The organism is Candidatus Kryptoniota bacterium (assembly GCA_036567965.1).
In the GTDB taxonomy this organism is placed as follows: Bacteria; Bacteroidota; Ignavibacteria; order Kryptoniales; family JAKASW01; genus JAKASW01.
Window position 1 is genome coordinate 68,836 of the sequence record DATCTN010000025.1, and the last position, 16,922, is coordinate 85,757.

A 16,922-nucleotide genomic window follows, 5' to 3' on the forward strand; every position below is an offset into this window, starting at 1 on the left:
CGCAATTCAAAAAAGTTCCGCCTGATTTCTCATGACGGGACTGATTCGGTGACTTATTTTCGATTATTCTAATTCAAGCAAAACAATGTACTTTATGCAAAATGTATCGTATTACTTCCCCCAATCAGATGGCTCCCTGCTCATAGTGAATCGCAGCGTCGCTCCGTTTTTCAGTTCGTCATGAGTGATGAAAGGACTGTTCCACGGCTTTCCGTTTACAGTGAGCGAATGTACGTATATGTTCTCATCGTTCGCATTCTGTCCATAAATCGTGATTGTCTTTCCGTTGCCAAGACGGATCGTGCATTTTGAAAACGCAGGTCCATGGAGATAATAAAGATTCTGGCCGGCGTTCGGGAAGAACCCCATCGCCGCGAAGACAAACCACGATCCCATCGCTCCGCTGTCGTCGTTTCCCGGCTCGCCCGTCATCGTGTATCCTGTCTTCATCAGATGTCGCACCCAGTAACTTGCCAAATCCGGTCTGCCTGCGTAATGGAAACTGTGAATCACAAGGAATGCGGGCTCGTTTGAGTAGTCGATGAGTCCGTTTTCCAGCGCGTGATTCAATCGGGACACGTATTCTTGCTTCCCACCGCACATCTCCACGAGTTTCTCAGTCTCCTGCGGAACAAAATAAGAATACGTCCAGGAACTCCCCTCATAAAAATATTCGTGCCATGATCCCCACTCTTTTTTCGGATCGATGTTAACCCACCCGTCGGCCTTACGCGGCGAGATGAATCCTTTGAATCCGTCGCTGGTCAAAGTCGAGTCCCAAAGATTCTCCCAGTCGGAACTGCGGGTCAGGAATTTTTTATAATCGGCCTTCGTACCCAGACTGTGGGCTATCTCTGCCGCGCAATAATCATTGTAGGCATATTCGAGTGTCTTGGAGCATGACATTATCCCGGCAGGTATCCAGCCGGTTCTCCGATATGCGCTGTCGGGGCTTGCTGTATCGCCGTAACTTCCTTCGTATCCCCTTCTTTCGAAATCAGCGTCGTGCCTGATAATCCCGTACGCGTCTTTCCAATTCACTCCGTCCATTCCCTTAACGAAAGCGTCCGCGATAATATTGTCCACGTCGTTTCCGCCTTGCTCCTCTTTCATGTCTATACCGCCGATGAATGAATCCTTCACGACACCATTTTTCTTATACCGCTCAATGAATGAATTAATATTGCCTCTCACCATCGCGGGATCGATCAGTTCCATCAGCGGGAACAATGTCCGCCACGTGTCCCACACAGCGTATTCATCGTCCCACAACGGCGCTCCAGTCGGATATCCTTTCATGTCGCCCGTTCTGTCATGCGGCATCAGGAATGAATGGTACAATGCTGTATAAAAAATTTCCTTGAGTGAGTCAGATCCCCCTTCGACTTCAATCTTGCGCAACTCCCTGTTCCAAATTGTCCTTGCTTGTCCTCTCACGTTGTCAAATCCCCATCCCGGTATTTCGGTGCTGAGCCAGTGCCCGGCCTGGTCGATACTCCTGAATGAAACTGCGATCTTCATGAACAATTGCTCGTTCTCGCTAGTCGCAAATCTTAAATACCCCCCGACTCGGTCGTTACGTTCAACAAGACTGTCGGAACTTTGTCCCGGCGCAATACATCCATTTCGCCATGTACCATAAGTCAAGGGCTTCTTATTGAATTCCGCCCGGAAAAATACTTCGTGCCTGCCGTCTCCAAATCCGCCCGAGTAAGTGCCTTCACCACTGACAGCGAACCCACCACCGGTATCGATGGCGATCTTGCCGGCCGATACGTACGCTGACCCGTCTTTCATAATATCCATCGGTATGTTGTGCGTAATGTCGATCAAAACATAAGCGGAATCAGATTTTGGAAATGTGAATCTGTAAATCGCCGAATGATATGACGGAGTCACATCGACCTTAATTTTGTACCGAGTGAGAAATACCGAGTACTCATAAGCTTTCGCGGCCTCGCCGGATTTCGGAGAGTCGTGATCAGTTTCCCCGACACGAAGACCTATCTGCGGCGATACTAACACTTCCCCGTATTTTCCCCAACCTGTCCCGCTCACATGAAGTTGGCCGAAACCTCTTATCGGCTCAGCTGGAGAATAGCCGTCTTGAGATCCATTTTGTGTTTCCGGACTCGGGTTGATCGAGCCGAAAGGCAGCTGAGGTCCGATGACACAGTTGGTTCCATCATCCAGAACCCCGATAAAAGGATTTACGAAATCGACAGGTTCGTGTTTTGATTGCCGTCGATCCTGCGCTTGAGCCTGCGGTTGAAATAGAATCAAGGTCAAAACGAAGCAAAACATACCACTCAGGAACAATATCCGGTTTGTGATTGGAATTAAGATCTTATGGTTCATAATGAATTCCTCTTGAAAATAAAATTAGTCCTGAGCTTTCAGTGATAAAAGGCCCGATCGGATTTTACGTTTCGATTCAGAGATACTTTTATATTCCTGACTCGCCCGAGCAAGTATATAGACCAAAATTCTGTTGTCTCAATTCAGAAGCCCTTGTCATCGGATAACTATGTCGATCTTCTTATCCATATCTTCAAACGGAACCGTCACTTGAATCCTTGAACGCGCGTCATCCCAGCTCCATTCGAAACTGTGGTCGGTCTCCGACAAACCCGGATGATTCGTCATTCTCACTTCAGCCGGCCGCCGCAACCCGGTTACGTTTATCGAGTAGGCCCGCCTTTTCAATTGTCCTTTGAAAGTCCCCGCCGATGGACCTATCGACAACAAGTAGCTTCCGTCCTTCTCCCTATTGAAAATGATGGGAGTCCATGAGCAACGACCTTTCTCATAATCCAATGAGATGCCGTCATCTTCATAAAGATTAAATGACGCCGAACCAGGTCCATAGACCTGGACATCAAGAGTGTCCAGTCTTCTCTGATCGGAAAACTGCATTGGGTTTTGAAGCGGAAGAATCGATCCCTGTTTTACGAAAAGAGGAAGATCTTCGATCGCGTATTTGTTTGTGATCGTCTGACCTCCTGAGTAAACCTTTCCACTAAAGTAATCGACCCAATGGCCTGGAGGGAGATACGTCGTTGCACTATCGGTGGAATCCACGACCGGCGATACGAGAAGCTCATCTCCCAGCAGATATTCCTCTGGATACAAATACGCCTGGGGTAATGAAGGATATTTAAGATATAAGGCCCGAGCGAGAGGCATAGCACTGTCATAAGCGATTCTTGAATAAGTATATATGTAGGGAAGAAGCTGCTCACGCAGGTTGAAGTACATCCGGGCGACTTTCATTCCGGTATCGCCGTAGACCCAGGGCATTCTCAGGTTTCCGTCCGCCGGATTCTCATAAGCACAGTGAAGTCTGAATAACGGGCTCAGCGCTCCGAACTCGAGCCATCTTGAGTACAACTTTACGCTGAGCGTGTCGCCATGGAACCCACCAATATCGTGAGTAATATACGGCACGAGATCGTTCCCGCCGCGCGCTGTGAAGCTGACCTGGTATGCCAGCATCGGCCACTCGGAGTACGTGTCACCCGTGAAGAATGCCGGGTATCTCTGGCTGCCCCATCCGGCGTACCTGCTGGCGATCAACGTCCTCTCCCGTGTTGAATGTTCCGAGTAATCGTAGTACAGCTTGTTCGTCCACAGCTGGCTGTTCAGTCCGGAGACCGGGCATGGGCCACTCCCGTCGATCCACCAGAAGTCGACACCCTGCTTCATGAGCGGAGCGTGGAGGATCTTCATGAATAGATTTGCTTGGCGCTTGTCGGCAAGGTTGAATTCGATTAACCCGCCAGGAGTCGCGTCGCTAATCTCAATGGGAAGTTTCGTGAGGCCGCCATAATTGCTCCAGTCATTGATCCGGAGCGCGATCAGGTTCGAGTTGCCTCTCTGAATGAAGTTACTGATGTCCGTGCAAGTCAACGTATTGTAAAATTTGTTGCCGGCAGACATGTGGTGGGCAGTTTCTTTTCCATTTATGTAGAGATCGTACTGATCTGCCGCGCCACCTAATATCAAGTATAAACGCTTCGGAGAGTTTTCAGGTATCTCGACCCATTTTCTGTACCATCCGAATCCATGATAGTCCGGATGTCCCTGGCTTTCCCACGGCGCCCCGCCGTTGATGATTTCCCAACTGGAATCCCGGAGGCCTGCAGAGAACCACGACGCGAGCATTCCTGTGTCGGTCGGATCGGTCTTGAATCTCCAGCCGGTCGGGAAGCTCAGCGAGAAGGTCGGCTTGTTTGCGGGAGTGACATTTAGAAGCCGTTGCGCTTCTTTTGAATGACTGTCCTCTTCAGAAAGTGCGCTCTCTCCGATTCCTTTAGGGTGGTCGTTGACGCTTACATGGATTCCTTCTTCATGGACTTTTTTCAAAAACGCCGGAGCGTCTTTGAAAACCGGACTCCAATCGTAACCTCCTTGCCATCCGAAATTGTGCCAGCCGAAATCCAAAACGAGCACATCGAGTGGGAGCCCGACCCCTCTGAAACGACTGATCTCGCTCAGAAGATCGTCCGAGGTGAAGTGATAGTTTGCGACCAGATCCGAACCTTTTACATATTCATAGTTCAAGTCTGTCATCCAGATGCCGAAGCTGTAGCGCGGCACCATGGGGATCTTTCCGCAAAGTTCGGAAAATTCTTTCAGTCCGTGGGAGTAATCGAGGCCATAAACCAGGAAGTACCAGTCCTGGTCGGCTTTATCCGGACGGGCCGCGATCCAACCTGATGCCGGATCTATCACAGGCGAATTGCTATCGTCCAATTCGAAGCAACCGCCTTTGCTCAGGACTCCGGTCTGCGGCTCAGGAAGTCGATCGCCGCTTGCGCCGTCGAGAGTCGTAACTCCTCCAAGGTTCAGACTGTCTCTGTTTCCCGGTGCCCAAGTGCCCGCAGTGTCTTTGTACCGCCATGACAGGAGGAGATTCTTCCCGGTGAATTTCCCTGACCCGACCAGATATCGTACAGAAACAAATTCTGAAGATACTTCAAGCCACCCATCCTTCTCCATGCTGGTCACAGCAGTTCTGACCCAATGTCTATTTACAACCACCACAGTCGGCGCGTTCGTGAATCTTGAGTTAGAAGAATATTCAAGTCTGACCAAAGTGGGAGACAAAAATTCAATCCTGACAGGACCGGAGACAACTGTACCACCATGTTGCTTGTATCTCTGTTTTCCATCGACAATCAGGTTTGATAAGACTGTCAAGAAGAAAATTGTTGCTGCTGCAATTTGAAAGTGTCTTCTCATTTTCGCCTCCTTAATCCAGCGGTCCATTCGATCATTTATAGATGTCGAGAAATTACGACACTACTTCGCAATGCATTCTTAGAAAGCTTCTTCATCCGAGCCACACACTGCAAATTAGCTATTTAAGTTAAAGTGTTCATCACAGTCTGACGCAAGCCTGTGAAGATCAGGCGAATAAAGATAGCCATTTGAACTTTGCAGTTCCTGTGAGGGGTAATGGCTCTTATCGATGTTCGGACTTATAGTTCAATGAAGAGCTGGCGGGCCATCTGCTTTATGCAATGAGAATCAACTGCAGCTCATCACGGGTAAGATCTTAAAGATCGGATAACCAGTGAGGTTTAGTCGCAGAAAGAGCGATCATGTGTCCAAATTTTCGGAGAACTTACAGAGAGGACTGAAGGAGGAATTCGCTCTTCCCGTCTTGAAAGAGGTGAAATTTCAAAACAGGAGTGTTTAGACTCGAGACATTACAGATCAGTAGTCCGGAAGAAGAAACAGTGCGGACACGTGCACTACATGAAGCTCCTTCCGGTGACAACTCGGTAGCCCTGCACTGACAGGTCATCGCTTGTGACTGCGGTCTGGCTTCCGCCTCTTCCGAGCGACATTTTCCACTGATATAAACCGGAAAGGAGATGTTTAACATTCCGGACGAGCAGATCGAAAGTGCCGCTTGCTTCATACTCATCAGCGGTTTCTTTGCTGTCCCATATCGTCAATGAGATAGTCTCATCATCGTCGTTTGCGCTCTCAGAAAGATAACTATACCTGCATCCCTTCGTGGTTCGTAGCACGGGAAGGATCTTGCTTATGTAAGTTTCCAGGAATTCGCTCATTTTCCCCGGCTGAATGCGCATCGACAGGATGCGAACATAAAGTGCGCCCGGGCTCACAGAGATCGGAGAGGTCTCAGGCAAATGAGCGACCTGGTACGCCTTCACCGTCGGTTCTTCAGTGATCGGGACATACTCCATTGTCTGATCGGCTGAGAGTTTCACTTTCCACTCAGTGGCATAAGCAAGGTACGACTGTACACCCTCGAGGAGATAGGTGTATGTGCCTTTCCGTACATATTCATCGACCGCTTCAGCATTCTCCCAGAGAGTTAGCGAGATGCATTCGGTGGGTTGATGGATGCTCTGCACGAGAGTCGCGAACTTGCAGCCCCTGACCTTCGCGAGTTCGGGAATGATCTCCATATCATAAGCGGCGCGAAGCTTATCCACGCTTTCCCGCCTGACCTTCACTTGCACCAGTCTCATGAACATGGGCCGCCTTCTTTTCTAAGCGCGATCGGATTTCAATTTCAATCGGCTGTCCAGTCCGTCCCGCTCGACATTTGCGCAGACGAGGGATCGGGATTCGTCTTCCGTGTGCAGCTCATCTCCCCTGAATTTCTTCCTTCCAGTTCGAAACAAGTGTGATAGGTGAGGGCATGCTTTTATTGTTCGGGACCGCAGCGAGTATTTCATTTCCCGACTTATCTATCGAAAATATTCTCGTCACCGTGCCCTGTGAACCGAAAACAACATATGGTCTGCCGGGCGAGATGGATGACCCCGATTCATTTACGTCGACCGCTTCAATCTTATCATCGTATGTCTGGAAGTAGATCTTCTTCCCGTTCTCCATCCAGAGAGGAAAATCACCGCCGTCGACGGATACTTGCCATTTTCCATTTCCGTTTCCGAACGGAACGATGTAGACCTGATTTCTACCGGACTCATCCGAGACGTACGCGACCCATTTCATGTTAGGCGAAAACTGGGCTGCACGCTCATTGAAATCCGTAGCGAGAAATTTCACGGGCGTTTTCGTGCCCGTCAGCGATAGGACCAGCAGGTCCCATCCGCTGTTTTTACCGGCGAACCCGACATCTCCGAGGAGCGCGTACTTCATGTCGGCTGAAAAACTGTAGACAAATTCGGGGTCGTCGGACTTGTGAAACTGGACGGCGTCGCGGGAGCCGTCTGAGTTCTTGATATACGGATTGAACGACAGCTTTTCGGGATTTGAGCTGTAAGCGATCTGTTTTCCGTCTGGTGTCCAGATTGGATTGATGTGGCCCGCCTGTTCAAACGTCAGCCGCGTCATGACATTCCTTTCGATGTCGTAAGTCCAGATGTCGAGGTTCCTGTCGATTTGGTCGTACGAGTCGAAGGCAATCTTGTGCCCGTCAGGTGAAAAACAAGCGGAAAGAAAAATTTTCTTGTTGAATAAGTTTCTGGTAATATTTCCATTCTTGTCAAGGAGCACAACTTTTTCGTTATCCGGGTTGCTCTCTTCATAAACCAATGTGCCTTGTTCGGACACAGAAAACGTTCCGGATATTCTGATGTCCCAGTACTGCATATTTTCGGCGACGGGTATTCCTTCGCCGGAGAGATTCATATTGCCCGGATCGAATTTTTCCGCCAACAGAATCGACTGTCGCAGATAGAAAATATATCCATCCGCGTACTGCACGTTCGATGAAGCGCGAATAATCTTCTGACCTCTCGCGTCGCCAAGCGAGGCAACGAATATACCGTCAGTTGGACTCGATCCCGATTGACTGTTTTGGCTGGAATAGAGAAAGTGTTTGCCATCGGGAAGGAAGAACGGCCACCTGAGACTCAATGTGGACGTGTCGGTCTTGACCAACAGATTCGGTTCGCCTCCGGACGATGCCACTTCGGAGAGTCCGCCCGAGGAATTCGGCGCAAAAACTATCATCCCGTCCTTGTTCCACGAACCTCCCCTTCCTGCCGGTGCGTCGCAGATCGGGAGCGAAGTACCAGCATCGAGTGAGACCTTCATCAACTTATGACTGTCGAAGTAAGCAATGTATTTGCTGTCGGATGACCAGAAAGGATAGGCTTCAACCGATACATCCACGAGCGCCCTCGACGCCAGCGAGTTTGTCGGCCTCAGCCACAACTTTATTGTTCCTAAAGAGTCAGACCCGACAAATGTGATATATTTTCCGTTCGGAGAGATTGCCAGATTGCTTCCCTGAGAATTCAGCAAACTCACACCGGGCGGCGGAAGCACAGTGGCTTTAATTTCCTGGTCGTGGTTATCGCCGCTTTTGAAAACCGGTAATAAAACCGACAGAACCAAAGCGACCATGAGGAGTCCCGATCCGGCCCAGAGGATCCGGGGATTGTAAATGAACCGGCGCGAAAAACTTTCGCGGGGAGGAGAATCGATATACATCGAACTCGCATCAACTCGAATTTCCTTTGCCGAACGGGCGTCCGACGCCGTGTTGAGAGGCTCATGGACCGTCGACATGCGGCTGACTCTCTGTCGTCCTGTGTCTCTCCTGAATCTTCTCAGATCTTTGGACAACTCACGCGCGGACTGGTACCTGTCGTCCTTTTCCTTTTCAAGACACTCAAAGATTATCCGGTCAAGTTCAGGATCTATTCCTTCCTTCCTCGCGCTCACCGGCTCGGGATCCACGTTTACAATTTCGTACATGATCGCAGTCTCGTGAACCCCTTTGAACGGCGACTCACCTGACAACAATTCGTACAATACCACTCCCAGCGAAAAGATGTCGCTTCTATGATCGACATCCTGACCCTGGACCTGTTCGGGAGACATGTACCCAATTGTGCCCAGTGTTGTGCCGGCTTTCGTGAGACGGGAAACATCGGCCGGGTTATTGAGCTTTGCGAGACCGAAATCCATCACCTTCGCTATCCCGTTTTTTGTCAGCATGATGTTTTCGGGTTTTATGTCGCGATGAACTATTCCTTTCTCGTGAGCCGCTGCAAGTCCTTCGGCAGCCTGTGCCCCGATATCGACGACTTGTCTCACCGAAAAATTTTGGTTCCTGTTTCTGAGCGTCTGGCCGTCGACGTATTCCATGACAATGAAAAGCTGTCCTTCGTGTTCCTGGATATCATAGATGGTACATACGTTAGGGTGATTGAGCGCCGAAGCGGCTTTCGCTTCCTGTGTGAATCTCATTTTATCTGCCTCAGCGGCCGTGAAGCTTGAAGGAAGAAATTTCAGAGCGACGAGCCGATCCAGCTTCGTATCATGGGCCTTATACACTTCGCCCATTCCGCCTTCGCCAAGTTTCTCGAGGATTTCGTAGTGCAGGATGGTCGTGCCTGTAAGCTCGCTCAATTATTCCTCCGACTTGATTTCAGAACAAAATGCACATGGACCACCTTCGCTGGTGCCATCCGTTCTCTCGCAGCAAATTATCCTTTATAATATTAGCCCAATTCTCCGTGACGTTAATCGGCGTTGGAGCGGTCCTGTAAGAAACATTGAATATCAGGTCTATTTGTCTCCGATGAGTTCAACGAATTGAGGATCGCTGCGAATGCTGTCGAGATCGGAATCACGCTTCATCCATTCGTAGTTCTCCCAGCCGGTCGCCAGTGCCTTTCGAAGAGACTCGATTGCAAGCTTAGACTCACCAAGGCGAGCGTAAAAGCAAGCGCCATTGTACAACATCAAAGCATCGTTCGGACTTAGCTCGAGTGCTATTCGCCCCTGGACTTTTGCTTCCTCAACTTTTCCAATTTCAGCGAGAGCGGTGGCATGGAAGATTCGCGCGCGTGCGTCGTCGGGATGCTGGGCCTGGTAGCGCACATACATTTCCAGAGCCTGCATTAGGACTTCCTCAAGCTTTTTCGGGTCGCCGACTCGCTCATAGCACATTCGGAGATCCGTGTACGCCGAGTAGAAATCGGGATTAAGCGCGATGACTTTCTTGAAAAGATCGATCGCCTCCTGATACCTGTCCGTGCTGAAAAAGATCCTTCCCAGTATCCAGTGGCCGGTAAAATTATTCGGATCAAGGTCGATCGCCTTTCGCCCGGCGGCGTTCGCTTCGTCGAGCGATTTCCTGTTGTAGTAAGCGAGCGCAAGCGCGGCGTAAGCTTCCGAAAGTGTCGAATCATACATCAACGCTTTGAGCCCGGATTCGATCGCCTTGTCCAGCCAGACAGTATTTCTCTCGAAAAACTGGTAGAAGTAGGCGTATGCTTCACCGAGCCCCGCGTAGGCGGACGCGTATCGCGTGTCGAGCTCGGTGGCTTTCTGAAATAGCTGAATAGAAAACTGGAGATTATTCTTCGACATCCTGTAGAGGAAATCACGGCCGCGTAAATACATATCGAACGCCTCAGCATTCACGGTTGAACGCTTCTCGAGCACGATCTTTTCCGTAGGCGACAGCTTCACCCGGAGGGCTTCCACTATTTGCCTGGACACCTGCTCCTGGATATCGAAGACATCGGCAAGCCTGCCCTTGTAGGTTTCGCCCCACAACTGAGTCCCGCTAGCGACGTCGATCAGCTGGACCGAGATTCGCAGGTCATCCTTGAATCTCCGAACACTTCCCTCCATTATGAATCCTGCGCGAAGTTCTCTGCCGATCGTCTTGATATCCTTTTTCGTACCCTTGTATTGCATCGAACTCGTTCGTGCGACGACGCTGACATTTTTAATCCTCGACAAATTCACGATCAACTCTTCGGCCAATCCTTCTGCGAAATAGTCGGTCTCGTTGTCAGAGCTGATATTTTCGAACGGCAGAACGGCAATTCTTTTCTCACCGTCCTCGTCTTGTCTTGTCTTGCCGCTCACTTGAAGCGCCCGCACGTCGGAAAGAAACTCGGACGCATGCTGATACCTCGCATCGGCATCTTTCGACAGAACTTTCTTTATTATATCGTCCAACCCGGGGGGTACATCAGATCTGAAGCTGCTCACCGGCTCAATCTCTTCATTCAGAATTGAGTAGATCATTGCCTGTTCGAACTCGCCTTTGAACGGCAGTTTTCCGGTCAGCATTTCGTAAAAAATCACACCCATCGACCAAAGATCCGCGCGATGGTCTACTTTGTCGCCGCGCGCTTGTTCAGGAGACATGTATGCTGCTGTACCGACGGTAGTCCCTTCCCTCGTGACCAGCACGCTCCATTTTACTTTTGCCAGACCAAAATCCATGATCTTGACCTGCCCGGTTTTAGTGAGCATGACATTCCCGCACTTTATATCACGGTGCACTATCCCTTTTTGATGAGCCGCTTGCAGGCCGCTCGCGACCTGTTCAATTATTCTGAAACATTCGTCGACTCTTACCTGCCCGCTCTTGATTCTCTGACCGAGCTCAGGCCCGTCTATGTACTCCATGACTATGAAAACTTCTTCTCCGTCGTCTTCTATCGCATGAATAGTCGCAATGTTAGGGTGATTTAGCGCTGCCGCCGCCTGTGCCTCCAGTTCGAATCTGTTGCGCTCCTCCTGGCTGGCGGAAATGTGATGAGGGAGGAACTTAATAGCCACTTCTCTCTTCAACTTAGAGTCTTCAGCTTTGTATACGACGCCCATCCCTCCCTCGCCCAGCTTCTCGATAATCCTGTAGTGGGAGATTGTCTTACCGATCATAAAAGTCCTCCTTTAGACCTGGATCAAAAATCAATCTGAACGTATTTCAAATTCACACCGGAAACGTCGCACGAATTATCGTCATACTCGGCCGGCATATCTTAGAGTTTCAAATCGCTTCTCGTTTAACGACCAATGCGGTTATATCGTCATACTGCGGAGCCTCACCGGCATAAGTCTTAACGCCGTCGACAATCTTTCCCACCATCCCCTCGGCGGAATTACCGAGGTTATTCCTGATTATGTCCAAGATTCTTTCTTCTCCAAACTGATCCCGGTCGGCGTCCATCGCTTCGGTTACGCCGTCTGAAAAAGTAATCAGGAAATTCCCGGGGCCAAACTCGATCACCGATTCCTGGAATGGAAAGTCCTCCATGATGCCGACGACCGTACCACCTTCCCTGAGGCGAACGTGCTCGGCTTTCCCGCTGATCACCACGGGCGGCTCGTGACCTGCGTTGCAGTATGTCAGCGTATGCATCCGCGTATCCAGGATGCCGTAGAAAAGTGTAGCAAACTTTTCCGGGCTCGTGCTCTGATAAAGCTGTCGATTTACTTTCGCTATACACTCTTTGACTGAGCCCGCCATGTGAGATTGACTTCGGAGGGACGCTTGAAGATTTGCCATAAGAAGCGCGGCGGTCAATCCTTTTCCGGACACATCTCCCAGGCAAACCGCGATCCTGTTTTGATCAAGAGAAATGAAATCGAAATAATCGCCGCCGATAGTTCTGGCCGGATAAGTTGCACCGGCGATGTCGTATCCCGGGATCTTCGGCGACTCTTTCGGCAGGAGGTCCGCCTGGATTTGTGCGGCAAGCTTGAACTCCTGCTGCATCTTTATGAGAGATCGTTCCTCCTCATATAGTCTCGCGTTCTCAACGACCTGCGCCGACTGGGCTGCGATGATTGCAAGCAGGCGCTGATCGTCCAGCGTGAAACCCTTTCCGCCCTTCTTGTTATAGACGGCAAGCACGCCCTTCAAGGCCGAACGGGTAAGCATCGGGACGCACAGGACAGAATGCACGGAGCCGTCCCACGGAATGCCCCGGAACCTTTCATCATTGGGCGGGTCGTTAACGGTCAACGGCTTCTTGTTCAGGATCATCCAGCCCAGCAAGGCCTGATTGAAGTGGAACTGTCCATGATCCGACGAACTCACCATTGAGCGGATCAGAGTCTTCATCGGCTGATCGGGCTGCTCATCGACAACTGTGATCACGCCCTGTTCAGCATTGACCGCTCTCAGCGAACGGCCGATTATCTTCCGGATGACTTCCTCGGAGCTGTTGAGAGCGCCAATCGCAGTTGCGAGCTCGTTGAGAATCGACAACTCGTCCACTGCACGCTTCAGACGTTCGTTTTCTTCTTCGAGCTTGTGCACCTGGGTGGAACTGCCATCAGAAGTGATCATCTAACATGAAACCCTTTTTTAACTGACCGGATCAATCTTTGAATTGAAATTGGCTGGCTCTATTGCGTAGCCGGCTGCATGACGCAAAGCATGACATCAGTGGGATCGCTCAAAGTTGTGAACGATATAGCACGGGCCAAAGTTCCGATTCCAGAAGGGGATCGCGGAAATCGTCAGGATGGACGAGATGCCTGAAAGTAAGAGGTCCCGCAACGATTACTCGTGACGGGACCCGAATTTCAGAGGAGCCGGGACTCAGCTAACCGCAGGGCTTGATCCTCCAGCCTGCGTCTAAATTTGTCGACTGTCCGTAGAGACGTTCCTTGCAACGCCGCTTATGTGAATTCCAAATCGAGGCGATGATACGGATTAATCACACATAATTCGCGTTGACGGACATTTTTAATTCAGGACAGCGGAGTCAATCTATTTTACATCTGGGAACTTCCGAACCGGTGGAGCCGGTTCCTTCTGCAAGTTCACAGGATGCTCTTTCAGCAGGCGAAGTGCCTCGTTGACTGCACTCTCCAATTGAGGATCTCTTCCTGCCGCCACATCTTTCGGAGTTATGATGACATCGATATCGGGAGCGATACCTTTGTTCTCAACGTCCCATGCACCGCTCAGATTGTAAAATCCGCCGCGCGGGACGGTAACAAAACCGCCATCTATCAGAGGTGGATAATCCCAGATTCCGACCAGACCGCCCCATGTCTTTCGCCCGACAAGAGGACCCAGCTGTTCCTGTCTGAACATGTAGGGCATCATGTCGCCGCCCGATCCGGCAAATTCATTTATAAGCATGACCTTCGGTCCCCAAATCCCGGCGAGAGGTTCGGTCCAGGAGTCATGATTCCCGACGGGGTTGTTGAAATATCCACGAAGTTTGCGGGCGACTATATCTATAATGTAGTCGGCGATCAGGCCGCCACCATTGAACCTTTCATCCAACACCGCGCCCTGCCGGTCTTGCTGTCCGAAGTAGTAGCGATTGAAGTAAGTGTATCCTGCATCAGCCGTGTTCGGAAGCCACACGTAAGCCAGCTTCCCGCCGGATAGTTTGTCTACCAATCGCCGGTTGTCTTCCACCCATGCCCGCGAGCGAAGTGCGGACTCACTTCCAACCGGAACGACTACCACGTTTCTTGCGCCGTCCTTCGAAGGACGTGAATTAAAAGAGATGGTAACTTGTTTTCCCGCGAGACCTTCGAGTGCTGCTTCCGGGGCGACAGGCGGAGCGAGATCAACTCCGTTTATCGCAATGATATAGTCTCCTTCATGGACATCCACTCCGGGCGCAGAGAGAGGCGCTTGAAGTTCAGGATTCCAATTCTCACCGGTGTATATCCGTTTGATTCGGTATCTGTTATTCTCAACGACGAAGTCAGCACCGAGCAATCCTACCGCAGTCGACTTTGTTTCCCCTACGTCTCCACCGAAGACAAAGTGATGTCCCACTGCAAGCTCCCCTCCCATCATGTCGAGGATATAATTCAAATCCTGCCGATGGTTAACATACGGCAGATATACCGAATACTTTTTGTAGACTGAGTCCCAGTCAGCGCCATGATAGTTTCGGACGTAGAAGAAATCGCGGAAGAAACGCCACGCTTCTCTGTAGATCTGCCGCCACTCAGCGGTCGGATCCACGCGCATGTTGAGCTCGACTTTCAATTTGCCGTCACCTGCTTTCGGCTCCGATTCCGAGCCGGCGATGAACCAGTCGTCTCCCTGATGATACAGGATCTTCATACCGTTTGTTGAAACCGCGAACTGCTGCACCCCGCTCAGGAAGGTCGCGTCCTTTCGTTTCTCCATGTCCCAGCGATGCACAGTCAACGGAGGGTTATACGTTTGTTCCGGATAAAAAGTGAGACCGGATTCGACCACGAATACTATGCCCGACTGGCCCGGATTAATCCCGACGTAATTACGAAGCGGCAATGGAAGCGCAAGTATGCGTTGGCCGATCCCTTCGAGATCAATTTTCACTACTCCGGAATCCGCCGCTTTCTCGGACTTCTTGTCCGTTTCTTTCTTGTCGGTCTGCGCTTTCTCCTCATCGCTTTGGGGAAGGAGGGGAGATGGAACATCTTTGGTCAGCACGGCAAAGTACACTCCGCGTCGCACCGGCCGCTCGAGCGAGCCGAGATCGAGCCATCCTGAATTAAGTGCAATATCTGTGCTCGCAAGAAAATAGAGATACTTTCCACTCTTGTCCCATGCGGGCGAGATGACATCAGAAAGTCCGTCGGTAATTTGGGACGACTTTTCTTCCTCGAGTGAGTAGACCATGATGCCGCGAAAGAGGTTCGGCAGCTGCTTGGCATACGCAATCCATTTTGAATCGGGAGACCAGCATGGTATCATTGTCCGTTCGGGATGGGCCATCCTGTCGGTGTCCACGCGATGACTCGTTCCCTTTTCAACGTCAACGATCCAGAGATTCCTGTCCGCATCGGTAAATGCAAGATGCTTCGAGTCGGGCGACCACGATAAGTCAAAGAAGAATGTCGGATGCTCCAGCACAATTTCTTTCGGTGGAAGAAGTCCATCCTGATCCGAAATCATCAGGCGGTATTCGCCGCTCTCATCCGAGAACCAGGCGATCTTCTGTCCATCTGGCGACCATGCCGGGTCCCTGTCGGCGGCGCCGGCGGAGCGCGTGATATTTCGCGTGTCACCTTTCTCGGCTGGCACCGTGAAGATTTCTCCCCGAGCCTCGAACAATGCACGGCTGCCGGTTGGCGAAAGTGAAGCCGCCATGATTTCCTTCCTGACATCCTTCCATTGAGGCATTGCCCAGGGAAAATCCCCGTGTACGGTGATTGTCAGCCCTTTGTCAAGGCCGGTACCGGGATCCAGAGTGTGAAGAGTGCCGGCTTGTTCGTATACCAGAATTCCGCCGCCGGCTGCAAGCGACTTAACATCAACGCCGTCATACTGTGTCAACTGTCGAACACTGTCGGTATTCTGGTCGTATTCAAAAACGTTGAACGTCCCGCTCCTATCCGACAGGAAATAGAGGCGGCTGCCGAGATACACCGGATAACTGTTGACGCATACTGGGCCCGGCACTTCGGTCTGAACGAGGTCGGGAAATGAAACGATTCGAATCGGCAGCGCCTGTCCGCCGCGGTACCATTTCCATTCCGACTGCCATCTCTCATCTTCATAGGCCAGATGCCGGCCGTCTGCTGAGTAAGATGCTCGCATCGCCGATGGAATAGGCAGGCGTGTCGCCAATCCGCCGTCTTTTGATACCGTCCATAGCTGAGTCAGTCCGACCGGCGCGCTTGCACGATTTGAGGCGATCAGAATCTGGCTTCCATCCGGAGTCCAATCGCACACGCCGTCGTAACTCGGATGCCACGTGACGCGTCGGGGCTCACCCCCGCCGGCATCCATGACATAAACATCAGTGTTCCCCCCGTAAGCAGCCGTGAACGCGAGCAACTTCCCATCGGGTGAGAAGTGCGGCGCGCTCTCAGTTCCTGGAAAACTCGTCAGCCTTCGTGCTTCTCCGCCGGTCCGGTCGACAATCCAAAGATCGTTCGCGTAAGCAAATACGATAGACTTGTCACTCACGGCGGGTTCGCGCAGCAACTTTGTACCCTGTGCCTGCAAAACGCACGGGACCAAGATTGCAATGAAAATGAAAATCCGCTTTAGCATGGACCAATCTCCTTTCTTAATTCAATCGATTGATGCACCGGATGCAGAATCATAGAATTCCAGATAATCGCAGCAGACGAGACCTATAAATGATCCGATCGCCACAAGCCCTCTGATGTTGTTGGAGTTTAACTCCGGATGTCATGACATTCAAGCGTTGTAGGAAGCTGTCGAAATCCGTTTGCAA

The 16,922-nt window shown here is 50.9% G+C and carries 7 protein-coding genes; all 7 read right to left on the reverse strand.

Annotation, left to right across the window (positions count from 1 at the left end; translation table 11 throughout):
• Positions 1-111 precede the first annotated feature (111 nt).
• The 7 genes from VIS48_10415 to VIS48_10445 all read right to left on the reverse strand — a co-directional run bounded on the left by VIS48_10415 (position 112) and on the right by VIS48_10445 (position 16,735).
• Positions 112-2,358 carry a GH92 family glycosyl hydrolase gene (locus tag VIS48_10415; protein ID HEY9166562.1) on the reverse strand — a complete coding sequence of 749 codons (2,247 nt, stop codon included), beginning with the start codon at positions 2,356-2,358 and terminating at the stop codon, positions 112-114.
• 156 nt (positions 2,359-2,514) lie between these two features.
• The gene (locus VIS48_10420) at positions 2,515-5,244 is read right to left on the reverse strand and encodes a TIM-barrel domain-containing protein (protein HEY9166563.1); all 2,730 of its coding nucleotides are present in this window, start codon (positions 5,242-5,244) and stop codon (positions 2,515-2,517) included.
• 515 nt (positions 5,245-5,759) lie between these two features.
• Positions 5,760-6,515: an antibiotic biosynthesis monooxygenase family protein gene (locus VIS48_10425; GenBank protein HEY9166564.1), complete on the reverse strand. Its 756-nt coding sequence runs from the start codon at positions 6,513-6,515 to the stop codon at positions 5,760-5,762.
• Between the two features lie 112 nt (positions 6,516-6,627).
• Positions 6,628-9,369: a protein kinase gene (locus VIS48_10430; GenBank protein ID HEY9166565.1), complete on the reverse strand. Its 2,742-nt coding sequence runs from the start codon at positions 9,367-9,369 to the stop codon at positions 6,628-6,630.
• A 159-nt stretch (positions 9,370-9,528) separates the two neighbouring features.
• Positions 9,529-11,646 (reverse strand): protein kinase, encoded by a 2,118-nt coding sequence (locus VIS48_10435; protein ID HEY9166566.1) that lies wholly within the window; start codon positions 11,644-11,646, stop codon positions 9,529-9,531.
• A 109-nt stretch (positions 11,647-11,755) separates the two neighbouring features.
• Positions 11,756-13,060, reverse strand: coding sequence for a PP2C family protein-serine/threonine phosphatase (locus VIS48_10440; protein HEY9166567.1), 1,305 nt, complete (start codon positions 13,058-13,060; stop codon positions 11,756-11,758).
• A gap of 426 nt (positions 13,061-13,486) precedes the next feature.
• Positions 13,487-16,735 carry a PDZ domain-containing protein gene (locus VIS48_10445; GenBank protein HEY9166568.1) on the reverse strand — a complete coding sequence of 1,083 codons (3,249 nt, stop codon included), beginning with the start codon at positions 16,733-16,735 and terminating at the stop codon, positions 13,487-13,489.
• Positions 16,736-16,922: the final 187 nt, after the last annotated feature.

Coding starts and splice junctions, on each gene's coding strand:
- VIS48_10415 (HEY9166562.1), bottom strand. CDS start 2,358: ATGAACCATAAGATCTTAATTCCAATCACAAACCGGATATTGTTCCTG.
- VIS48_10420 (HEY9166563.1), bottom strand. CDS start 5,244: ATGAGAAGACACTTTCAAATTGCAGCAGCAACAATTTTCTTCTTGACA.
- VIS48_10425 (HEY9166564.1), bottom strand. CDS start 6,515: ATGTTCATGAGACTGGTGCAAGTGAAGGTCAGGCGGGAAAGCGTGGAT.
- VIS48_10435 (HEY9166566.1), bottom strand. CDS start 11,646: ATGATCGGTAAGACAATCTCCCACTACAGGATTATCGAGAAGCTGGGC.
- VIS48_10440 (HEY9166567.1), bottom strand. CDS start 13,060: ATGATCACTTCTGATGGCAGTTCCACCCAGGTGCACAAGCTCGAAGAA.
- VIS48_10445 (HEY9166568.1), bottom strand. CDS start 16,735: ATGCTAAAGCGGATTTTCATTTTCATTGCAATCTTGGTCCCGTGCGTT.